General features: G+C 38.1%; 21 protein-coding genes. 3 read left to right on the forward strand and 18 right to left on the reverse strand.

Going from position 1 to position 23,068, the window contains the following annotated elements; genetic code table 11:
* Positions 1 to 155: 155 nt before the first annotated feature.
* Positions 156 to 1,391 carry a pyridoxal-phosphate-dependent aminotransferase family protein gene (locus tag AC0VYC_RS15070; RefSeq protein ID WP_327854913.1) on the reverse strand — a complete coding sequence of 412 codons (1,236 nt, stop codon included), beginning with the start codon at positions 1,389 to 1,391 and terminating at the stop codon, positions 156 to 158.
* A 173-nt stretch (positions 1,392 to 1,564) separates the two neighbouring features.
* Between AC0VYC_RS15070 and AC0VYC_RS15075 the strand changes: the two genes are divergently transcribed.
* Complete coding sequence (locus tag AC0VYC_RS15075) at positions 1,565 to 2,443, forward strand: endonuclease I family protein (protein ID WP_327854914.1); 879 nt, start codon at positions 1,565 to 1,567, stop codon at positions 2,441 to 2,443.
* A 15-nt stretch (positions 2,444 to 2,458) separates the two neighbouring features.
* Here the strand turns inward: AC0VYC_RS15075 and AC0VYC_RS15080 are convergent, their stop codons facing one another.
* From AC0VYC_RS15080 to AC0VYC_RS15130, 11 genes are all read right to left on the reverse strand, one after another.
* Complete coding sequence (locus AC0VYC_RS15080; RefSeq protein WP_327854915.1) at positions 2,459 to 3,202, reverse strand: IucA/IucC family C-terminal-domain containing protein; 744 nt, start codon at positions 3,200 to 3,202, stop codon at positions 2,459 to 2,461.
* A 21-nt stretch (positions 3,203 to 3,223) separates the two neighbouring features.
* The gene (locus tag AC0VYC_RS15085; protein WP_041091855.1) at positions 3,224 to 4,261 is read right to left on the reverse strand and encodes a FecCD family ABC transporter permease; all 1,038 of its coding nucleotides are present in this window, start codon (positions 4,259 to 4,261) and stop codon (positions 3,224 to 3,226) included.
* Positions 4,254 to 5,270, reverse strand: a complete 1,017-nt coding sequence (locus AC0VYC_RS15090; RefSeq protein WP_327854916.1) for a FecCD family ABC transporter permease — start codon at positions 5,268 to 5,270, stop codon at positions 4,254 to 4,256. The genes AC0VYC_RS15085 and AC0VYC_RS15090 overlap by 8 nt, the downstream gene beginning before the upstream one ends.
* 70 nt (positions 5,271 to 5,340) lie before the next feature.
* Positions 5,341 to 6,294: an ABC transporter substrate-binding protein gene (locus tag AC0VYC_RS15095; protein ID WP_007500381.1), complete on the reverse strand. Its 954-nt coding sequence runs from the start codon at positions 6,292 to 6,294 to the stop codon at positions 5,341 to 5,343.
* Between the two features lie 160 nt (positions 6,295 to 6,454).
* Entirely contained in the window at positions 6,455 to 6,640 is a 186-nt protein-coding gene (locus AC0VYC_RS15100) for a hypothetical protein (RefSeq protein ID WP_335350433.1), read from the reverse strand.
* 277 nt (positions 6,641 to 6,917) lie between these two features.
* Positions 6,918 to 9,068 carry a DEAD/DEAH box helicase gene (locus tag AC0VYC_RS15105; protein WP_178929911.1) on the reverse strand — a complete coding sequence of 717 codons (2,151 nt, stop codon included), beginning with the start codon at positions 9,066 to 9,068 and terminating at the stop codon, positions 6,918 to 6,920.
* A 4-nt stretch (positions 9,069 to 9,072) separates the two neighbouring features.
* On the reverse strand, positions 9,073 to 10,032 hold the full coding sequence (locus AC0VYC_RS15110; protein ID WP_178929910.1) for a HamA C-terminal domain-containing protein: 960 nt from the start codon (positions 10,030 to 10,032) through the stop codon (positions 9,073 to 9,075).
* Between the two features lie 486 nt (positions 10,033 to 10,518).
* Positions 10,519 to 11,430, reverse strand: coding sequence for an alpha/beta hydrolase (locus tag AC0VYC_RS15115; protein WP_475388758.1), 912 nt, complete (start codon positions 11,428 to 11,430; stop codon positions 10,519 to 10,521).
* 291 nt (positions 11,431 to 11,721) lie between these two features.
* Positions 11,722 to 12,150: a phosphate-starvation-inducible protein PsiE gene (gene psiE, locus AC0VYC_RS15120; protein WP_008346998.1), complete on the reverse strand. Its 429-nt coding sequence runs from the start codon at positions 12,148 to 12,150 to the stop codon at positions 11,722 to 11,724.
* A 38-nt stretch (positions 12,151 to 12,188) separates the two neighbouring features.
* Positions 12,189 to 13,496, reverse strand: coding sequence for a HAMP domain-containing sensor histidine kinase (locus tag AC0VYC_RS15125; RefSeq protein WP_475388759.1), 1,308 nt, complete (start codon positions 13,494 to 13,496; stop codon positions 12,189 to 12,191).
* Positions 13,483 to 14,178, reverse strand: coding sequence for a response regulator transcription factor (locus AC0VYC_RS15130; RefSeq protein WP_024719771.1), 696 nt, complete (start codon positions 14,176 to 14,178; stop codon positions 13,483 to 13,485). Before AC0VYC_RS15130 ends, AC0VYC_RS15125 begins: the two co-directional genes overlap by 14 nt.
* A 237-nt stretch (positions 14,179 to 14,415) precedes the next feature.
* Between AC0VYC_RS15130 and AC0VYC_RS15135 the strand changes: the two genes are divergently transcribed.
* Positions 14,416 to 15,621, forward strand: a complete 1,206-nt coding sequence (locus tag AC0VYC_RS15135) for a DUF418 domain-containing protein (protein WP_427243776.1) — start codon at positions 14,416 to 14,418, stop codon at positions 15,619 to 15,621.
* Between the two features lie 71 nt (positions 15,622 to 15,692).
* Here the strand turns inward: AC0VYC_RS15135 and AC0VYC_RS15140 are convergent, their stop codons facing one another.
* Positions 15,693 to 16,631 (reverse strand): helix-turn-helix transcriptional regulator, encoded by a 939-nt coding sequence (locus tag AC0VYC_RS15140; RefSeq protein WP_096882174.1) that lies wholly within the window; start codon positions 16,629 to 16,631, stop codon positions 15,693 to 15,695.
* A gap of 83 nt (positions 16,632 to 16,714) precedes the next feature.
* On the opposite strand from AC0VYC_RS15140, the gene AC0VYC_RS15145 reads away from it, so the two are divergent.
* Positions 16,715 to 17,359, forward strand: coding sequence for an FMN-dependent NADH-azoreductase (locus AC0VYC_RS15145; protein ID WP_475388761.1), 645 nt, complete (start codon positions 16,715 to 16,717; stop codon positions 17,357 to 17,359).
* A 78-nt stretch (positions 17,360 to 17,437) separates the two neighbouring features.
* Here the strand turns inward: AC0VYC_RS15145 and AC0VYC_RS15150 are convergent, their stop codons facing one another.
* The 5 genes from AC0VYC_RS15150 to sufB all read right to left on the reverse strand — a co-directional run bounded on the left by AC0VYC_RS15150 (position 17,438) and on the right by sufB (position 23,065).
* The gene (locus AC0VYC_RS15150) at positions 17,438 to 19,294 is read right to left on the reverse strand and encodes an alpha/beta fold hydrolase (protein ID WP_475388763.1); all 1,857 of its coding nucleotides are present in this window, start codon (positions 19,292 to 19,294) and stop codon (positions 17,438 to 17,440) included.
* A gap of 57 nt (positions 19,295 to 19,351) precedes the next feature.
* The gene (locus AC0VYC_RS15155) at positions 19,352 to 19,918 is read right to left on the reverse strand and encodes a TetR/AcrR family transcriptional regulator (protein ID WP_045034565.1); all 567 of its coding nucleotides are present in this window, start codon (positions 19,916 to 19,918) and stop codon (positions 19,352 to 19,354) included.
* 276 nt (positions 19,919 to 20,194) lie between these two features.
* Positions 20,195 to 20,503: a hypothetical protein gene (locus AC0VYC_RS15160; RefSeq protein WP_335350439.1), complete on the reverse strand. Its 309-nt coding sequence runs from the start codon at positions 20,501 to 20,503 to the stop codon at positions 20,195 to 20,197.
* 165 nt (positions 20,504 to 20,668) lie between these two features.
* Positions 20,669 to 21,271 carry a DUF3885 domain-containing protein gene (locus tag AC0VYC_RS15165; protein WP_335350440.1) on the reverse strand — a complete coding sequence of 201 codons (603 nt, stop codon included), beginning with the start codon at positions 21,269 to 21,271 and terminating at the stop codon, positions 20,669 to 20,671.
* Positions 21,272 to 21,667: 396 nt separating this feature from the next.
* Positions 21,668 to 23,065, reverse strand: coding sequence for a Fe-S cluster assembly protein SufB (sufB, locus tag AC0VYC_RS15170; protein WP_007500362.1), 1,398 nt, complete (start codon positions 23,063 to 23,065; stop codon positions 21,668 to 21,670).
* Positions 23,066 to 23,068 lie beyond the last annotated feature (3 nt).

Raw genomic sequence — 23,068 nt, forward strand, 5'->3', positions numbered from 1 at the left:
CTCTTTCTTCAAAATAAATGAAAATGATGACAAAAATGATAAGAACTTCTTCAGTATAGCGATATCGCTCTCTATAAGTCTAGTTTTTCAAAAAACAACGTTTTTTCCCAAATAAAAAATACCCGCTGGTGGCGAGTATTTTGAGAATCCCTTTTTTATTCAGCTTGTTCATAGATGGAAAGAGCCGCCTGTAACCCAGCGCCACAATTGATGGCTGCTCCGTATTTCATCAAGATGGCTTCAAGGCCTGCTAAAACAAATAGAATATTTTCCTTTCGGCAGCTATAGCCCATTGAGCCAATTCTCCATATCTGTCCTGCAAGCGGTCCAAATGAACTCGCAATTTCAATTCCAAAATGATGAAGAAGATCAGCCCGGACCGCTTCTCCGTCGATATCATTTGGAATGACGATACACGTCACGACCGGCATTTTGCAGTCTGGATCACCAAATAATTCAAGCCCTATCGCTTCAAGTCCTGCCATTAAAGCCTTTTCATGAAACAAGTGGCGTTGAAAACGTTCCTCCAGACCTTCCTCTAGCACAAGTCGAACCCCTTCTCTCAGTGCATAAAGCATCGTTGTCGCTTCTGTATGATGATTTAAGCGCCTCGGGCTCCAATAATCTTGCAGCTGGCTTAGATCAAAGTAATTGCTTTTGATTGGAGAAATGTCTACCTGTTTTTGCAGTTCGTCCTGTGTTGCAATCCCTTTTTCTACTTTCTTTCTCGATTGTACGACGTCAGCCACTCGTTCATTATATGTGATCGGTGACATCCCTGATGGAACAGACAAGCATTTCTGCGAGCCCCCAATTGCCGCATCGATTTTCCATTCGTCTACCTTGACCTCGACACCACCAATTGTCGCCACAGCGTCTACAATAAAAAGCGCATCAAGCGCTCGGCATGCTTCACCAATTTTCTCAAGCGGCTGTAATCTTCCGGTAGATGTTTCACCATGAACCATCGCAACAATTTTCGGCTTGACTTGATGCATCTCTGCGATGATGTCGTCTTGCTTAAAAACCGTTCCCCATTCACATTCCATTGTATGTACCTCAGCACCATAGCGCTGTCCAATTTCAATCAGCAAATGACCGAAGCGTCCAAAGACCGGAACGAGCATCACATCTCCGGGCTCGATCACACTGGCAAGCACAGCTTCAAGTCCTGAGCGCGACGTCCCATCAATTGGATAAGCCCATTCATTTTCTGTTTGAAAAAGTGATCGTAATAAGGTCATCGTTTCATTCATGATCTCTGTAAATGCAGGATCAAATTGACCAAGAATTGGTGTACTCATCACCCGAAGGACTCTCGGATCTACTTCGACAGGTCCTGGTGTCATAATGGTTCTAGTAGGTGTGTGTAGTTCTTTCACGTTATCCATCCTCTCCCTTGCTGTGTCCATCCTTATATGCCCACTTATACAGCAATGCTGATAAAATAGCAATCTCTTTTCTTACGAATTGGTTACATAAAATTTACGATAAATCCATTTATTTCTTTATGGCAATATGATAGAACTAAAGAGTATACATTCCCTATGAAGGAGGAAATAGAATGAAAAGATCTTTATTTGGAACTGTGGCCGCCGGAATCATGATTTTCGGTACATTTGCCGCTCCGCTGCCTCCCGCTGCAAATGCTCAAGGCTTTACTCTGAATGAACCGAGTCAAACCATCACCTTTTCCCCGTTACAGCTACAAACCGAAACATCTGCTCAACATGCGAAAACAACCGCTTCAAGTCAAATTGATTCCTATTACCAATCTGCTGCTGGCAAATCTGGGCCTGCTCTTAAGAAAGCATTACACGATATTATTGATGATCATACGCAGCTATCCTACAGCCAGGTTTGGGATGCATTAAAGAAAACGGATGAAGATCCAAAAAATCCAAGCAATGTGCTCTTGCTCTATAGCGGTATCTCCAGGTCAAAGCAAGCAAATGGAGGAAACGTGGGACAGTGGAACCGGGAGCATGTGTGGGCTAAATCTCACGGCAATTTTGGGACGAGCCAGGGACCTGGTACAGATCTCCATCACCTTCGGGCAACAGACGTACAAACGAATAGCACACGAGGAAATTTAGATTTTGATATGGGCGGAAATGAATACAAGGGAGCGCCGGGCAACTTCTACGACAGCGACTCATTTGAACCTCATAGCCGGGTGAAAGGAGATGTAGCAAGAATGCTCTTTTATATGGCCGTCCGATATGAAGGCGATGATCATTTCCCAGATTTAGAATTGAACAACAAAGTGAATAATGGAAGCGCCCCTCTTCATGGCAAAATGTCTGTCCTATTGAAATGGCACAAGCAAGATCCAGTCGATCAAATCGAACGGAATCGTAACGAAATCATCTATCAAACGTACCAGCACAATCGCAATCCTTTTATTGATCACCCTGAATGGGTAAGCGATATTTGGGAATAAAAAAGAGAGGCACTGCTATGAACAAGCAGTGCCTTTCTTTTTTTCAAGCGGACAGACGAGACAATAATCAAGACTTTCCGATTTCTTCTCAAGCTTATAATACATACAGCAAGTCTTTCGATTTGATGTGTCTAGCAAACTTTCATCTAAATTTAAGCTGTGCTGAAAAGGATTTTGCTTCGCTCCGAAAAGATCACCCGATGCCTTCTTCAGAAACAAATAATCCTCCCGTACGCGCTCTTTCATTTTAGGCTCTTCCGTTTCTCGCATCATGCTACGGTAAAGAGAATTGATACGTACCGCTACATTTTCCCATAAAATTGAATACGGAAGTCTTGAAGAACGTTTCAATACATCTAAAAGAGGTGTGACACACTGCGTAAATAGCATGCGGACGACCTGCTCTCTCCACTCATGACGATCTCCTTCTAACTGAACAAATGAACAGAGCGTTTCATCTAGCTCAATTTTGCGATCTTCTCTAAAGACACACGCCTCTGGTGAAAACCGGTAGACAGCATCATACATCGTCATCAAGTACAAAGTAGAACTAACAGCTAAATAGGCATAGCGTTTTGAAAACATGGACGCCGCCACTGCTATATTCGGTGCATGCATCGCTTCCTTTTCAGCTTCTAATAAACGTCTGATAGATGCTTCTGAAAAAAGCGCAGCAAGTGTGCGATCAGATGTCATTGGTCCATTTGTGATGTGTACCCCGAAATCAAGTAATTCTCTCTCAACCCACTCTGGCTTCATATCAAAACCCCCATCTTTCGTTTAACGATTTCGCTGTTGATATAACAAATAAATAAAGAACGGTGCACCAATTGCCGCCGTAAACACACCTGCCGGGACATCTAACGGGAGAAAAGCCGTTCTCGCAACTAAGTCTGCCAGCATCACGAGAATACTTCCAACAAGCGCAGATGCTGGAACAAGCGCAATAAAGGAACGACCGATGATCATCCTTGCCACATGTGGCGCCATCAGTCCAACAAATTCAATACCACCTGCGAATGCAACGGCAATACCGGCTAATGTTACACTCATCAGTAGAAAGAATAACCGCTTCGCCTGAACCTTGACACCGAGACCTGTTGCAAGATCATCTCCAAGCTCCTTCACATTCATCGTTCTTGCCAGCACCATGACAATCGGTAAAATAATCAATACCCAAGGAAGCATTGCGATGACGTCCTTCATTGTAGAACCATATAAACTGCCCGTCAGCCAGATGTATGACTTGGTCGTGGTCATCGTATCGCTGAGCACAAGAGTAAACGTCACACACGCCTTCATAATGGCGGAAATCCCAATCCCCATCAAGACGAGCGTGATCGGCTTGACGCCTTTTTTCCATGAAAGCAAATAAATCAGGCATGATACCGCAAAAGCGCCTGCAATGGCCCACAACGACTGATAAGCAATAGGCACAGTGCCCATCCAAAAGACGATGAACATAATGGCGCCAAACGACGCACCGCTCGTAATTCCTATGATGTCAGGCGATGCAAGCGGATTTCGAATGAGACCTTGTAAAATAAGCCCCGATACCGCAAGTGCCGCTCCCACTAAAATCGCAAGCAGGGTCCTTGGAATCCTCAACGTATTTAATACAAACGTATTTCCCTCGCCTTGTCCGAAGATATGCAGCAGCACATCAGTAGGCGGAATAAAGCGGCTGCCCATACAAAGGCTCAGAATAAATAAACCAAAGGCAACGCCTGTCAATAATAGTAAAATTAAAAACGTCCGCTTTGAAAATTGAAATGAAATGCGCCCGCCCTTTGAACGCACTGTATATGTTTTAGCCACCTGTCTTCAACCCCTTGCGCACGAGATAAACAAATAGAGGCGCTCCTGCTACCGCCGTCATGACACCAATCGGTACTTCCTGCGGCATGATCAGAAAACGAGCGGCAAGATCTGCGACAAGTAAAAGCGAAGCCCCTACAACGGCACAATACGGCAGTACCCAGCGGTGGTCAGGTCCAACAAGCTTTTTCACAATATGCGGCACAAGAAAACCAACAAATCCAATGGATCCTGCGACAGCGACGGAACCACCTGCTAAAAAGACGACAAGTACCCCCATCGTCATCTTCAAAAGCAACGTACGCTGGCCAAGCCCTTTCGCAATATCATCACCCGATAAAAGGACATTGATCGAGCGGCCAAGAAGCAGCGCCACCACAGTCGCCCCAAGAATATAAGGCAGCACAGGCTGCAGCATATCTATACTTCTTCCTGACACTGAACCAGCCATCCAGAACAGGATGCTTTGAATGGACTGTTCATTCACGATTAAAAGTCCTTGAGTAAAGGACGCAAACAGAGCAGATATCGCAGCACCTGCGAGTACAATTTTGACCGGTGTCAGTCCGTCTCTTCCAATGGAGCCTAGAAGAAAGACAAGCATACCTGCAATGGCAGCGCCTAAAAAGGCCGTCCACATATAACCTGTTAACGACTCGGTAGAAAAGAAAACAATCGAAATCACAATAAAAAAGAGTCCACCTGCATTAATACCTAAAAGATCTGGTGCAGCCAGCGGATTTCTCGTCAATGCCTGCATGAGTGCACCTGAAATTGCTAGACTTGATCCAACAACCGTCGCAATTAAAGCTCTTGATAATCTGGATGTCATGACAATCACACTATTTGGATCTGACTCATCAAACTGAAGAAACGCATGGATGGTGGCTTTGAGGGAAATTGAGGTTTGCCCAAGAGAAATACTGAGCATAAAAAAGACCAACATCAACACGATGAATCCAGCAAATAGCAGTGCCTTGCTCGAATCCTTTTTTAATAAACTTCTCATCTGATTCCCGCTTTCAATCTGTTATGGAAAAAGGAGAAAATGGTTTTTCACATTTTCTCCTCTGCTACACTTATTTATCAAGCCCTAGACGATCATAAATATCATCAAGCATCATGTTTGCAGCGGTGATACCGCCAGCCATGTTCCAAGTGATTTCATCAACTTTATGCACTTGTTTCGCTTTCACTGCATCAAGCTGCTTCCATAAAGGATGACTTGTCCACTCTTTATATGCTTTTTCAACTGCTTTATCCTGATCATCCATGAAGTAATAGATCACATCTGCATCCATTTGTGGAATGCTCTCTTTGTCTGTAAGTGTAATGATATCTTGCTTTTTATCTTTGACATTTTTAGGACCTTCAAAGCCTAGCTCTGTTAAAATTGAACCTGCAAACCCAGTTTGATAGATTCTTGCATGATCTGCACGGAAGTTCACCACAGACACACTCATTGGCCAGTTTTTAATGTCTTTTTTTGCTTTTTCTTTGAAGTCAGCGACGCGGTCATCCCACTTCGTCAGCAATTCTTTTGATTTGTCTTGCTTGTTTAACGCTTCACCCATTAAATTCACTGTGTCTTTAAAAGTGAACACTGTTTCTGTTGCAACAGTTGGAGCGATTTCTTTCAGCTGATCAAAAATTTGCTCGTGACGGATTTTTGATGCAATGATCAAATCTGGCTTCAGCTTTTCAATTTCTTCTAAGTTTGGTTGTGTTTCCTGCCCAACAATTTTGACACCCTTTAAATCATCTCTTAAATATTTATACGTAGGTGCTTCAAGCCAAGATTCTACAACACCCACTGGTTTAATGCCCATAGCGACGGCTGCATCAGTTGCTCCTTGATACAACGTCACTACACGTTTAGGCGATCCTTTAATTTCAGTTGAACCGATAGCGCTTTCAACGGTTCTTGTTTTCTCATTACTATCTGACTTGCCTTCGCTGCTATTACTGCCACAAGCCGCAAGTAATACGATGGAGAGCACAACTAGTAGCGACCAAAAAGATTTTTTGAACATGTACCTCACCTATCCATTCTATATGTAGTCATATCGTTTGATAACGATTCTCATTATCACACTATGATTTTATCATAGAAAAGGATGGTGTCAATGTAAATTTTTAAGAAAAAGGTAGAGTGTTGACTAGTTGGTCATGCTAAATATAACGATCCCACACTTAGATAGTTCTTCCAATCTGTTTTCCCACTTCTAGTAGAATCGACAAATGGGTGTGTCCTTCAAGCACTTGATAGACTGATTGTTTTTTGATCCGTTTCTTCGGCAGTTCATGATAAGGGAGAACTGTCTCAACATCAAACAGCTCATCCTTGCTTCCAACAAACATGCCATACGGCCGATCCATCTTCGCAAATTGTTTTTTAGGTACAGATGTGCAGATGGGGTTAAGGCAAGAGATAGATTGACTGTGATGGCAGTTAACAGAAGCGGATCTTTCTCGATCGTCCATGCAGGATAGTGAAAACGTACAGCTTTAGAATGACTCATCAGCACCCCTTTTGTCATCGCAGACAGAACGAATTTCCATACTTGAACGGTTGCAAAAGGGATTTGATTATAATTCGTCTTATTAGATTTATAACCAAATAAGAAAAACCATTTGTATAGTTTCTGACACTATCTTATAGCTCGTTTAATTTTTCTTTTTCATATTCAATTAAATTGGTATTTGATGAATCAGCAATATTTTTAGCTTCAGAAATTAATTCTTTAATATCTATTCCCTTAGAAAATTGGTTTTTAATTTTATTAATAGCACTAGATGGTACCCCCATATCTAACAAGACTGAAAAATCACCTTCTACCCCTTCATTCTCCAATTGAGAAGCAACGTATGAGTAATCTCCTGATTTTGACACTCCATTTATTTTACATATTTCCTTCTGTAATGAATCTACGACCTCAAGCCACTTAGGAACTTTATAAGAAATCCAATGTCGCTGTTCTCTAAAATAATTACTAATTGCTTTATCTATTAGTTGTTGTTTTGTCAACTTAGTAAATTGATCTTTTAAATATTTGTACTCTTTATTTAATGATTCTTTTACTGACTTGCTTCTTAAGCTATTATATACAACTACAGGTAATTTTTTCTTTGTCATAGGCCTAGTTGTTTCTGTTTCCTTCAATAAGTTATCCCAACAAATATCAGTTATATATTTAACTGCTTTAAATGAAGGTTCACCTGTCCATAAAATTAGCTCTGGATTAGATCTTAGCGTGGTTAATATACTTTCTATAATCTTTTTTTGTCCACTTACAGAAACAGCATTCTTTTTTATAATGGATAATAACCTTTCATCATAACTAGTAAGCTCTTCATATCTTTCAATGTTTTTTGCTTTAACTTCACTTTTATTAAAATTAATTAATATTTCATCTGAAATTTTTTCTTGATCATAAAAAGGCATATCTAATTCAACTTTAGCTTTTTTGGGAATCGAATGAAAAACATACACATTCCCAGAGTAATGTTTCAATAACCTTCCAGCTCTTCCTCTTATATTAGAAAAATCAAAGTAGTCTATTTCATTAGAACCTTTACGGTTATCAAAAATAAAAACATTTTTAGCAGAAGTATTTACTCCCTCAATTATAGTTGATGTACAGAAAAGTACATCTAAGTTCTTTTTATTAAAATATTCAATAATTGAGTGAGTTAAATGTTTTGGTATTGTTCCTGAATGAACGCCTATTCTCTGTAATAATAATTTATTATAACTCCAACTTGGATTAATATTTTCAGATATCCATTCATTTATTGGTAATACTGATTGTTTTTCTAGAAGCTCCTTCTCTTCTAAATAATCATAGTATTCCATTGCTATTTTTATTGCTCGATCAGGCGATGAGACATATACAATAGATTGTTCTTTTTTCTTTTTAAATAGCATTTCAAATAATTTTATCTTTCTATCTTTTTCTTTTAAACGTGGTTTGTTACTTTTAAAGTCTACTTTCACCAGTTCCACTCTAGTATCAACCAAGGAATAATCTGTTTTCACAAATTTCGCATTGTAATTTTCCTCAAAACCTGAAGAAATTGAGTCAATATTAGGGCCTATAAAATAAAAAGCTGTCTCTTTATTACTTAAAATTTTCTTTAGAGCTATATTTAATACATCTGATCTCTCATCATCTCGTGTTGAACTTATTTTATAAAATTCATCTAATATACAATAATCAATTTTGGGAAAGTTTTTAAACTCTAAAACCCGTTCAGCTGTTAAAATAAACAAATTCTTCCCCTCAATTTTTTGAGATGTGTTTACAATCATATTGTAATTTTTATATTTTTTCAGTTTCAATCTAGTTTCATTAATTAAAGCTAAAGTAGGCTGGATAATTAAAATGTTCCTATGCTTATTACTAGCTACTATCTCCTCAATCAACAAACTTTTCCCAAAACTAGTTGGTGCACTAACAACAATATTCTCCTTTCTTTTTAAATAATTAGAAAGAATTTTCTGTTCTTTATGGAAAACTATATTTTCTATGTTTTCTGAATAATGATATGCTTGTCTAATTTCAGAAGTAATATCTAGTCTATCTTTTATGTATGGGTAGAAGCCATGACTCTCAGCTATATCTAGCCATATATCTTTTGTATCATTATTAACATAATCCCAAATTTCTAAAATATGAATTAGTATCTTCCTTGCCTCATTTTTTTTATCACTTAAAGATAAATTTGAAACATACTTCGCCAAAGAAAAGCTATCTTGAAAATTTAAATTATTGATATTATAAATATTTATATCTTCCCAATTCAATTTTCTATCCCCCTATTCCTAAAGATTGAATAATTGATAATTTATTATGTAGTTTAGAGACAAGTTCTTTTTTACTCTTTACTGGCATAAGTATTACAATAATATTTAATTTACTATAGAGGGGATGTTTGTTTCCTTTTTCCATAAATCTTTTATTAAGTTTTCTAACTTCTTCATCAAATCTTGTTTCAAACGTATCGTAATCATTTTCATAGGAATCTAAAGTAGAAGTTTCATATGCACAAAACATAGGTATAACAATATTTTCTAATTTTTCTGAAAGACTAGTATACTTGTTTAATAATTCTATCCAATATTCAGAATTAAAACCTTTTGAATCAATAGTGTCCCTAGAATCTTCAATTCTTTTGGAGATTATATTGAATTCACTTTCAAAATAATTGGAATTAAAATGGTCAAACAAATCTTTTACTAATGCATCAATTCCACTTTTCCCATCAGTATATAATTTAGATTCTCCTAACCAGAGAGTTTTTGTATCTGGTTGAATATGAATAGAATCAAATCCATGAACAGCATGTCCGAATGAATCTTTAAAATAAATTTTAGCTATTAAAGGGTAAGTTCCAAATAAATATTTTAAAATTGAATGAAGAAATAATTCACCAAATTCCCCTCGTCTAAGATATTTATCATCTATTTCATCCTCTATTATTTCTCCACGTTTATATATTTCAGCTACTTGTTTAAAATTGGTCACTCTGTAGATAGATGCTGCAGCTTCTATTAATACTGGAAGTATTTCATCCACAGAAATACTTTCACCTTTATGAAAACCGAAGGCAAAATTGGGTAACTCTTCACACATTATCTGTACAAATTCATCTATTCGTTGAGTTAACTCTCCTGAAGAACCAATATCAAAATCTATATAATACGAATGAAAATTAGCTTCTGATATTTTACACGAAAGAATTTTTTGAACTTTGTTTTTCTTATTCATACCTAGCCTCTCACAATCTTTTTTCTTATTCTCCCACTAATCCCAATTTTTTTCAAACTTTTCTCACTTGTCCAATAGCCTTTTAAGTTTGATGAAATTATATATAATTTATTATAAGTTCTTAAAATATGGATAGCTTTAAAGCTTTTTAAAAGTTTATTTACAGCGTAGGTTCTTTTGGCACCATCGTAGCAATAATCATACTGCAGCGTATTGGCGATATGCTCATAACCAGCTAGGCTGTGAGCGCCTCCACCATGGATTAAGATGACATTTGCCTCGTTCTTCTTTTCAGCTATAAACGGATATTACGCAAGGCTTGTGCCGTCATGTGATGTCATTAATTGTCTTTTTGGAATATGCACAGGTGCTGCCTGCTGCATGCTTGTAAATGAGAATGGTTCTGTCTTGGTATCTGTCAATTTTTTTCTCCTTCAAACAGAAACAAGAATGGCCAGCCTCGCTAGTCATCCTCATTCCTATTTCTTATTCATTGCAATCTTTCAAAAGAAAGGTATTACTTTCAATAATCGCGACAATTTGGTTTAACGCTTTTTTTGCTTCTGGTATAGGGAAGACAGGAAAGACGTGATTCATTTTTGGGTATTCGATATAGTTGATGGGAACACCCTGCTTGTCCGCCATCTCTTTGAATTTCCGGGCATCTGGGAGAAAGAATTCATGAGTGCCAATAAAAACAGAAATTCGTCCTAACGATTTGATTTCTCCATAGATTGGACTGATCAAATGATGTGTTTCATCTGTATCACCTGCATAGGCTTTGCCCGATTCGATTAGTAAATCTAGGTTGAGCATTGGCTCTTTTGGAACCATTTTAGCGATATCAGGATTACTTAATGTCACATCAAGCCATGGTGATAATAGAATCAAGTTTCCAGGCTGCGGGAGACCTTTTTTTGCTAAGTATTGAGCAAAGGCGAGCGATAAACCGCCGCCAGCAGAATCACCCATGATGACGATTTTTTCTGGTGTTCCTTTTTCTAAAAGAGCTTGGTAAACTGGGAGAACACTCTCGATTGCATCCATATACTGATGATTCGGTGCTTTTGGATAAACTGGCACATACACCGTACTATTTAATTGCTTCGTCAATCGATCCAAGAAACGCCAATGCCATACGAGCGGCTGCTCAATATAGCCTCCTCCATGTAAAAATAGCACCTGATGATCATCTGGCTGCACATCTGATTTCAACATGTACGTATCGACTGAAAACGTGCTGCTTTTGGTGATGTGATATTTCTTTTTCAACTTCTCAGGCAGCACATAAGGTAATTGATTCGCCATTCTTCGTTCTTCTAAATACCCCTCAACATTCAGTTTCTTCTTTGAAAGTACAAGTAACCATTCAACAAACAAACTTTGAATACTTCGCATACGATCGACCCCTATAGATAGAATGATGACAATCAATGTCTAGGAAAAGAATGGTTTCTCTTTTTCTAAAGCATAACATAAGAACTTGTGAATCCGTTAACTGCTTTGGACAGAATACTTTTTCTATACACCTATTCATTTATGAACAACTGTCTATTTATATTATATTTTCTAGATCCATCATCATCAATTGTCAATCTTTCAATCATTGTTCATTAATCAACACATATTCAAAAACTGTTCATTTAAACACAAAAAAGACGAGTGTTGACCACTCGTCCTTCTTCTTCCTCACTTCACTTCCTCATGCTCATGAGCAGTATCTCTTTTGCTCGCGATAAAGAGTGCACAAGTCATCGCAAGAATGGCCAGTGCCCACCAGAATGTCGATACGGCCTGTTCATGATCAATGATAATCAAACGGATGACAGCTGTGATGCCAATATAAATAAAATAACGTAGCGGAAAATGAAAGTTGGATTTAAAGTATTTAATAATTAAGGCAATAAACTCAAAATACATAAAGAAGATCAGCAGCTCGCCAAGCATTCCATAATAGCTTTCTCCTTTGTTAAACAATGTTTTATAGACGAATTGCACGATGTACCATGTTTCACTAATTAAGAGTACGCTTAGCGCAATCGCTAGAAAGAACAGGCAGATATTCAGAAGAGCTTGCAGAAGATCAGGTACCTTTTGGAAATTGTTGAATCGTTTCATCAGATTGTTTCCCCATTCCATGATGTTGTTTTTGCTCTCTACATTTTGGTATTCCAAAATCGCAGCACGATGTAGTAGGTATCGCGTTTTTCTACACTTTCAAACTGTCCATGCATTCGGGATATCATCCGCTTGATGCTTCGTTCCCCGAGTCCATTGCTTTCCGGGATGATGTCTGTCTTTTTTATCGCATTGCTCACATGGATTTCAAAGACATCTTGGTCGGATAAAAAAGTGATCTGAATGTCCTTTTCAGGATCTGCGTATTTACGTAAATTTGACATCACATTATCAAACACTCTGCCAAGTTCCTCGACGTTTACGTTAATATAGCTATCCGGCATTTCGCCTACAATATGGACCGTGAAATTCTCCTGATGCAGCAGGGCGACCTGATCTGATAGAAGATCATAAATCACTTCTTTCACTGCAACGGTTTCAAGCTCTGACTCGTGCTCTTTATCTAGCAGGAAATAGGCAAATAGATTGTCAGACAGATTCTTTAATTGCAGGGCTTTTCCATACGCACTCGCTATATATTGCTCCTTGCGGGTATCCGTTAGGGCCCCCTCTTTTTTCGCAAATTCCAAATTCATGATGAGTGATGTCAGCGGGGTCCTCATATCATGCGACATTTCGGTCACCAAACTGCGGCTCTCTTCCTGCAGATCATCAATGGCGTGAAGCTTGTCCAAAAAGGCTGTTCTTAAATCCTCAATGCTCTTTGCAATCATGGCCAACTCATCATGCCCCTTCACTGTCATCTCATAATCGAGCTCACCGCCTTCAAGAATATGAATCTCTTCACGGATCGTTTGCAAGTAACGTAGGCTTCGGCGAATGCCAACAAGCACAATCAGGAGAAAAATGAGTGTTGCACCAAGCAGTTCTAGTGTAAAGGCGAGATCGTAATATCGAGAAGAGTAAAATCCGTCTACCATAACCCTACCTTCTCCGTCGCTAAATTGAACCGGGTAAGAATGACGCTTTGCGTAGTCGGTCACCTTTTCTTTCCCATAGGCCGATTCGTCAGCGGCAGAGTAAATCGAGTCATATTGAAGCACTTCATCCTTGTAAACAGTGAGATTAATATAATCTTCTTTTTTCACCCACTCACCGAATGCTTTTCGATCCGTTGAAGTCAGCTCATGTTCTGAAACGTAGCGGCTGAAGGTTTGAATGTATCTGGCTGACTCTGCCTGATCATACTCATCTGAACTCAAATATCCTTCGATCAGGTGATCGGTGATCTTTTGCAGTGTCAAAAAGACAACACCACTTACGATAGCAGTGACCAAAATGAGCAGTGACAGCTTTTTGGTCAGCGTATATTTACGATGTGCCAAACCGGTATCCTCTCCCCCATTCTGTTTTGATATACACGGGACGAGCCGGGTCATCTTCAATTTTGGCACGCAGCTTTCGGATATGCACCATGACCGTATTGTTTGAACAATAAAAATAAGGCTGGCCCCACACGCTTTCATAAATATTTTGAGCAGAAAATATTTTGTTTCGTTTGTTCATGAGCAGTTTTAATATCCGATATTCTAAATCAGATAACTTGATTTGCTGCCCATTTTTCCACACTTCATTAAATTCTTCACTCACCTTCAGGCTACCGCCAACTAAATAGGTTTCTTCCTGTTCCTTTTTTTCCTGATAGATGGTATATCTGCGCAATTGCGCCATGACCCTAGCGTGAAGCTCCTCTTCTGAAAAAGGTTTTGTCATATAATCATCTCCGCCAGCGAGTAATCCTTCGGTTTTATCCCATGTACTAGATCTGGCGGTCAAAAATAAAATCGGCACATTTGAGGTGGCTCTTATTTGCTGGCACGTTTCGATCCCAGAGATACCTGGCATCATAACATCCAAAATCACCAAATCAAGCGAATCATCTACAACATACAATGCCTGCTTGCCATTCATGGCTCTCAGCACCTCATACCCTGCACGTGTCAGAGATTCCTGCAAAAGATCACCGATCTCCTGATCATCCTCTACAACTAATATTCGATGGGTCATGTCTCAATCACCTCATCCTTCATGATGTTCATTCTTATATGTTATTACTATATATCATCTAGCTATGTGAAAAGATACACCATAAATCTTAAGTGTTTATGAATATGATCAATTGCCATCAAGTTGTCACATTTATTTTCAAAAAATTGGATCTTCATAAATGATTAAGAATTGACCTGTATATTGATTCATTGAAGGATTTATCTTTAGATCCAATACACGAAAAGGAGCATAGATATGAATGTAAACAAGGTAGAACACGGACAACCAATGAGTCTCAAAGAACGGGTGCATTTCTTGGACATCGTACGAGGATTCGCCTTAATGGGGATTATTTTGGTCAACTATTTTTTGATTGTAGATTCGGTCAAGGGATTTGAGATGGAGTCTAATGATGGTTTTCACCACATTGTGAATTGGTTTGCCTCGGGGAAATTCATTACGTTATTTTCTTTTCTATTCGGGGTTGGTTTTATGATATTTATGGATCGAGCCGCTCAAAAGGTGGACAGCCCGAACAAGTTGTTTGCTCGCAGATTAACCATTCTCTTAGGGATCGGTCTTCTGCATGTCACGTTTGTATGGATTGGAGATATTTTAACCTATTATGCTATCGCGGGCTTTTTACTGCTTTTCTTTTACAAACGCACAGCCAAAACCATCCAGTACTGGCTCATCACACTCTTTGTGATTCAATTGCTCACGCCTCTTTTCACCATGCTGCTCAATACCATCAGTACAGGATCATCAGGCAAGCCGGATTTTGCCGATTTTGAATTGACCAGTCACAACAGTCTTACTTATTTAGCATCGATAGGTGACCGGTGGACGGATATGTTCACGATGGCTTCGAGCTCATTTTCCACCGTCTATTCCATGTTCTTCATGTTTTTACTTGGTGTGTATTTTGTGAAAATGTCATTTTTCAAAAACATGGAGACGAAAAAAGCGCTTTGGAATCGTATTTGGATGATTTGTACAATTGCTTTTCTTATCACACTAGCCAGTACGATTATGACAGCGGTCACCCCTTTTGAACATACGCCATGGATGAACATTGTCTCTGCACTTGAGCAAAATGGGGGATTGACTGGCAGTATGTTTTATATGAGTTCACTTGCGATGCTGTTTCTGCACATTCCTCAGCTGCGAGGTGCTTTAATGGTGTTCACCAAAGTCGGACGAATGTCCCTGTCCTGTTATTTGCTTCACTCCATTATTGGAACAATGCTATTTCTCAAGTACGGAGCTGGACTTGCCGATCATCTTTCATCGGCTGGCACGTTCTTCATGGCTATTGGCGTGTATGCCTTCCTTGTCCTTTTCAGTACGTTATGGTTAAAGCGATTTAAGTCTGGACCGATGGAATTTATCTGGCGTCAGCTGACGTATGGAAAGGTCAATGACCAATCGAAAACAAATACATTTCAGGCGGCGAAGTAATAAAAAAAGGCGAATTACGACAGTTCGCCTTTTTTCATGTGTTGAGTTTTTGTGGTTCAGATACAATCCGTTCATTTTATATATTGATCCATCATTTCTTGCAATTGAGTCAAATAACTCTCTTTTAATTCATCGGGGTATTCAATTTTCACATGTTTCCCAAATGAGATCAAATAGTGAGTCATATACGATAATTCTTCTTGGTTGTATCCCCCTACAATATAAGGCGTATCATCAATGGTCTCCAATCTCATATTCGGATAATGATTCTTCAAAAACTTCTCTTTCCCTTGTTCCGTTAATCGACATTTAAAAGAGATATCATGATAGGTTTTTTCGTGCTCGAGCTGCAGTGCTTTTAATGCTTCTTTCGTCAATGTGTCTTTCGTTTCTTCTTCGATCATCATGTCCGTCATACAATCACATCTGTAGATGCCCCACTTTTTATTCTGAACATCATATGCTTCGGTAAACCAAATCCCATTTCGATAAAACAACTCAAGAAATTGTAGCCTGATCCTTTTATGTTCATATTGAGTGTATGTCATCTTCACGATTTGATCTTCCATCATTGCCTGCAATATCAAATCCAAATGATTTTGTTCACTCACTGGCGCGACATGATAGTAATGAATCACATCCAAAATCTTCGTGATCCGATGTTTTCTCTCATCAGACATTGTAGCAAACAGTTTTTGGCGAATCTGTGAGTAAGACTTTTTAAACGGTGTTGCTGACAACAGATCTAAGGCTTTAAGAGCGAAAAAAATGGCTTGAACTTCATCTATTTGAAAATAGATCGGAACCAATGGAGATTGATTCACGATCCGATATCCTCCATGTCTGCCATTTTCAACATAAAAAGCTAAGCCCATGGACTCTAGCTCTTCCATATCTCTTAAAGCCGTACGTTTAGAAATGCCGAATTCCGATTCTAAATCCTTTAACTGAAATGAATATTTATCACTTAAAAAAATAAGCTCTTGGTTTAAGCGTTCTGATTTTTTCATTTGATTTTCCTTCTGAAAAAGGTGACATGTATTGTCACCTTTATATTTTATACTCAGTTTATCAAAAGAAAAGGAGCATGTATATGCAAACACTAATCATTAACGCGCACCCAGATTTCACTCATCGAGAAAGTTATTCAAACAAACTGCAAACACTATTTTTAAAGCAGTTTAAAGAAAGATTTCCTCATGAGGAGCCAACAATTTTACATTTATATGGAACTGAAATTCCTCGTATCGAAAAAGAACAGCTACTAGGTATTTGGGATAAGCAAACAGCTGAACAAACATTAACAGCTGCGGAGGAAAAAATCGCCGCTTCCTCATCAGCTTTATTGGCTCAATTCAAAGCACATCATCGAATCGTGATTGTATCACCTGTTCATAATTTCAATGTGACGTCACGTATGAAAGATTATATAGATAATATCTTAATTGCTAGAGAAACGTTCAAATATACAGAAAATGGTTCAGTTGGTCTGATGACTGACGATTTTCGTGTACTTTTGCTTCAAGCAAGCGGCTCAATTTTCACAAATAACGATCGGTACACACCACTGGAATTTTCATATTATTATCTAAAGGAAATATTCCAAAACTTGATGGGCTTTCAACAATTTCATATTGTCCGGGCACAAGGAACAGCGATTTTAGATCAAAGGACTATCTTACAATCTGCATCTGATGATATGACGAAAACCTTAGATGCGTTTTATGCACCTCGTTAACTTCTATTTTTTCAAGACCCAGAACGAAAAATTTTGCTCACTTGTCATCATTCTCATTTTTTCGTTTTGGGGTGACTCCTATCTGATAGTACAAATATTATTGATGACTAATGCTGCCGTTTCACTCGGATGGCTAAGAGGGAAATGGTGGCCATACGGAACAAAATCAACCTTCCCAAGATGCGATGGCGCAGAATAGCCTCTGTCATACTCCCCCCAAATCATGTGAAGATGATCCTTTGTGACTTCTTTAAAGTCACCTTGATCGGTTTTCAGTAATAAATGGTTAAGCTGAACCGTCGTATTTAAAATTCTAGGAGAAGTAAAGCTGTTTCTGATTTTTTCAATATAATGTTTAGGGATGCTCTCCGTGCTTTCAAACAAACCATTTCTTAACACATAACGCTCTATCAAATGAGTCGTTGCCAATCTTAATGTCCATTTGTTCAGAAATTGAGGAACATGTAGTGAATTTGCCTTTTGTTTAGCAACAGGCGGCTGAAGTAAAGTGATTGAATACTTCTTATCTATGTACCCTTGTCCCAATGCTTCCAGTAAGATAAACGCACCGAATGAATGGCCGATTAGATGTGCACCATTCGTCGCTTTCTCTACTACTTTTTTCACTACATTTAAATAGATATCTAGAAGATGTTTCTCTCGTTTAAATGGAGAACGCCCCAAACCAGGAAGGTCCAAAATCCATACAGGTTGACCTGTTTTCTCATGAAGCTCTTGTGCTAAAGGAAATAAATCTTCTCCATCACTCAATAAACCATGTAATAAAATAAACGGCTTCCCTTCTCCTTGTAATTGGTAAAGGGTGTTATTATCGCATAATGTTCGTTTAAATAAATGCTGGTGCTCACTATTTTGAGCCATCATTCGATAATCTAGATCAGCTACTACAGCAGGGAAAAATGTCATGACACTCGTCTTCTTAAACCAATCTTCTCCCATTATTTTTTTCACTGAAACATTTGAGAACGTTCGTTTTGTCATAAAATTCAATCCGTCAGAAGGAATGTTTGTGAGTTTACTTACACCACTCTTCATGATAGCTTTCATCAGTGGCATTGGGACAGAGATGTTTGGCGTCCTCATATTCATACTTTCTGACATCATACTTAATAGTCCAGCAACGTTCTGATCGTGCTCTTTGTCTTCAACAAGTGTATATGTTTGAATAGCCGGCTGCTCCAACTTGAAAACCTGTACAATAAACTTCGCAAACTCATCGTTTGAAATAAGTGGTAACCGATAGTTCTTACCTCCAGGAATCACCGGCATGAGCCCTCTTCGCATACTCTTTACAAGCAAACCCAATCCTGCAATTTGCTCTGTACTCCCTGTTTGACTACTTCCAACGACAGTTGGCGGATTAATGATAGATAGCGGATAACCTACTGCTGATGCCTGTTGACGGATATAAAGATCTGCTAAAAACTTTGTTCTCTCATAAGAATTTTTTATTTTCAAGTAATCGTTTCCTTCTTCAAACACGTCAATGGCAATCTTGCTATTTTGATCATCAAAAGGACTCATATAACCGACAACATGAATAAATTGCTGTAAACCCTTCGATTGATGAATACTTTTAGCTAATTCACCAATATATTTGGCGCCATTTAAAAAGACGGAAGCTGCCTCTTTACTTGTCGCTTGAATATCCATAGGGCCTCCTGCGTGAATGATCACATCCGTTTTCAATACCCTCTCTTTATCTTCAGGACTTAGACCTAAATCTATTTTCGTCAAATCACCTTCAACAAAGTGCAGCACTGACTCTTTTAAAATACCTCTTTCTTGAAAAATGCGTGTTGCTTTACTTTTTGACCTTACTAAAAGAAGAATGTTCACATCCTCTTTCGCTAATTCCTCGACTAATTGCTTCCCAATAAAGCCCGTTCCACCCGTTAAAAATACTGTTTTCATGTGAAATCTCCTTTTTAGTACTAATCAGTACTAATTTGATGTAAAAAAAATGCTTCTTTATCGAAGCAAGTTAAATAAATGATCTGCTGTTTTTGTGATGACAGTGGCATCTTTCAATGTTTCTGAAATAAATAACGCTCCTTCAAGATTTGTCATAAAAAGTGATGCCACCTCATCAATCTGAATCGTATCTCTGAATTCCCCATTCTCTACCCCTTGTTTCAATAATAGAGAAACTTTCTCTTGTAATCCTGTGAAAAAAAGTCCTATTTTTTCTTTTATTTGTGTGGCCTTTGCAGGACTTTGAATATAAAGAGTAATAAATGGACAGCCACCCTTATACTCTCTCGACTGAACGCCTTGTGATAATTGCTTTAAAAACAGTTGAATACGATCTTCAACTGAAAATTGGGTCTGAGACAGTACGTCATCCATTGCAGATTGATACATGTCAATCCAATAATCAACGACCCCTTCTAATAATTCTTCCTTATTAGAAAAGTGATAATACACATTAGACTTTGATACTTTGCTTACACGAACTAATTCATCCATACTTGTATAAGCAAACCCTTTTTCCAAAAATAATGTTGCAGCTACTTCAAGTACACGTTTTTGATTCATTAATTTTGCCTTTGTCATAATTAGAACTATACAGTACTAATTTGAATATGGCAAGTATTTATGATTATTTAGAAAAGAGTTTGATGAAAAAGTTTTCTCGATACGGTCAAACGCAAATGAGGAAACAAACCCTATATCCCATTCCATGGCTTTAATGATAATCATGATGTGGTTTATTTAAATAATGGCTCTGTTAAACTTTAGTGTTGGTAATGAATGAAATTAAGAGGGAACCTTTATTGTCAAGGTTCCCTCTACTTTTGAATCAGCACATATTTAGTAAAACTCGGATACATGTTTACAATGTTCCTCCAATTCAACTATTGTAAGCAACTGTGTTTTTGGATATGGGTTTGAGTTTTCTACGGAATACGTTAGATGAACCAATGCGAATTTTTTTAGTTCACTTATCCAATAAACGACATCATCGTTATCTTCCCTTTTCGCAACTGCGATAGCCTTTTTTCCGTAGAGAATGTGATGTGGATAAACTTCTTTCTTTAATTCATCATTTAAAAACTCCGACATACTTTCATTGATTATCCACCAAGGTTCATCCATAAATGTTTCAAGAACACTTATCATATCATTAATCACTTCCCTAGATTAAGAGACTATCTATGAGCCTCCGAAAATTAAACATTAAATTTCGAAAGACGTAAGCTATCATAAGAGTTGTTTTCGTCAGCAAAGTATCTAACAAGATGAATTATTAATAGTGAGAGGAAACTAACAATAAGAGAGTTTCTTTTAATTATAATCTTCTCCTACCATTAAAGTACTATACTTTGTTTTAAATTTTTCATACTTTCTCTCATCCTTAAATAATAAAAATGCCCCTCTGTCATCATAAATATGATAAATAAAATCTTTATTTATAAAGAATATTTCAGGATAACTACAATATTTGTCATTGAACCTCGGAGCCATACTTTTAAAATCTTGATTACATATAGCCTTTATTATTTTCTTGTACTCTATATGCTGTTTTTTTGTTTCTAAAGAATACTGAATGACTTTTCCATTCTCGTCTTTAGAATTTTTTACATTGAGTCTATATTTATTAATTTTTTTTGAATACTTACTATATACTCCTATCGGCCTCTGTAATGAATGCTCGCTTCGAACAATTGTGACGACGAACAATAAATCGTTCTCCCCAAAAAGTTCATCAAATATACTTATTGCAACATTATAAACCTTGTTAAAATATTGAGGATTTAAATGGCCTTGATCATTAAACTGATACATGTCTTTTTCGAGTTGAATATGAAGGCTTAGAGGTAACTCGTCCAAGGAATCATTAATTAAATCAATATTGAATTCACTTTGTAAATAATCTAGGTGAACCATATCTCATTCTCCATTTATTCTTTTATGTACAATTCTTATTTTATTAATACTCGACCACTTTTATTTAGTGAGTTATACGCTCTCCGGATTTATTCATTAATTTGTAGTAACTTCCTCCATGAGAATTCCCTTTCCCAAAATCTCTTGAAATGGACCAACCAGATGTAGGATCTTTCCACTTTTGTCTACCTTTAACCTTCTTAGTGAAAAGAGAAATCTTAATCCAGTATCATTCAATAAAGATTTTTACATTTTTTAGTCAACTTAGATGTAACCAATGAAATAGAAAAAGACGAACTTAAAAAGTTCGTCTCCTACACTAAAAGGTCATCTTGATCGGCACAAATTCGGCACGCTTCATCAACCTCTTATATCAATCATTTTCAATCCTCTGTATTAACCAATAGAACCTTCCATCTCAAACTTAATCAAACGGTTCATTTCAACGGCGTATTCCATTGGCAGTTCTTTTGTGAATGGCTCGATGAAGCCCATGACGATCATTTCTGTTGCTTCTTCTTCAGAAATTCCGCGGCTCATCAAGTAGAATAGCTGCTCTTCTGATACTTTTGATACCTTCGCTTCGTGCTCTAATGAAATGTTGTCGTTTAAGATTTCATTGTAAGGGATCGTATCAGATGTTGATTTGTTATCCATGATGAGTGTATCACACTCGATGTTTGAGCGTGCCCCCTCTGCTTTGCGTCCGAAGTGTACGATTCCACGGTATGTGACTTTACCGCCTTGTTTGGAAATCGATTTCGATACGATCGTTGAAGATGTGTTTGGTGCAAGGTGAATCATTTTTGCACCTGCATCTTGGTGCTGACCTTTACCTGCTAAGGCAATACTTAATGTCATACCACGAGCGCCTTCACCTTTTAAGATGACAGCTGGGTATTTCATTGTCAGCTTAGAACCGATGTTTCCATCAATCCATTCCATTGTTGCATTCTCTTCACATACTGTACGTTTTGTCACAAGGTTGAAGACGTTGTTTGCCCAGTTTTGAATCGTCGTATAACGGCAGTAGCCGCCTTTTTTCACGATGATTTCAACAACCGCACTATGAAGTGAGTTTGTTGTGTAAACTGGAGCTGTACAACCTTCTACGTAATGCACGTGTGCGCCTTCATCAACGATGATCAGTGTACGTTCGAACTGACCCATGTTCTCAGAGTTGATTCGGAAGTATGCTTGAAGTGGTGTATCTACTTTTACGCCTTTTGGTACGTAGATGAATGAACCACCAGACCATACAGCCGAGTTAAGCGCAGCAAATTTGTTGTCAGTCGGAGGAATGACTTTTGCCCAGTGCTCACGGAAGATGTCTTCGTTCTCTTTTAATGCACTGTCTGTATCTTTAAACACAATGCCTAGATCTTCAAGATCTTGCTTCATGTTGTGATACACAACTTCAGATTCATACTGAGCAGATACACCTGCTAAGTACTTTTGCTCTGCTTCAGGGATTCCAAGCTTATCAAAGGTTTGTTTGATTTCTTCTGGTACTTCATCCCAAGAACGCTCAGAGCGTTCTGATGGTTTTACGTAGTACGTAATTTCATCAAAGTTTAATGCATTTAAATCTCCGCCCCATTGTGGCATCGGCATGTTGTAAAAGTGCTCAAGAGATTTCAAACGGAAGTCGAGCATCCACTGAGGCTCTTCTTTCATACGAGAAATTTCTTCAACGATCTCTTTTGTCAGTCCGCGCTCTGAACGGAAAATGGAAACGTCTTTATCAGAAAAGCCGTATTTATATTCACCAACATCTGGCATTTTTTTAGCCATCCA

The sequence above is a fragment of the Bacillus sp. iso_77 genome (genome assembly GCF_056173625.1).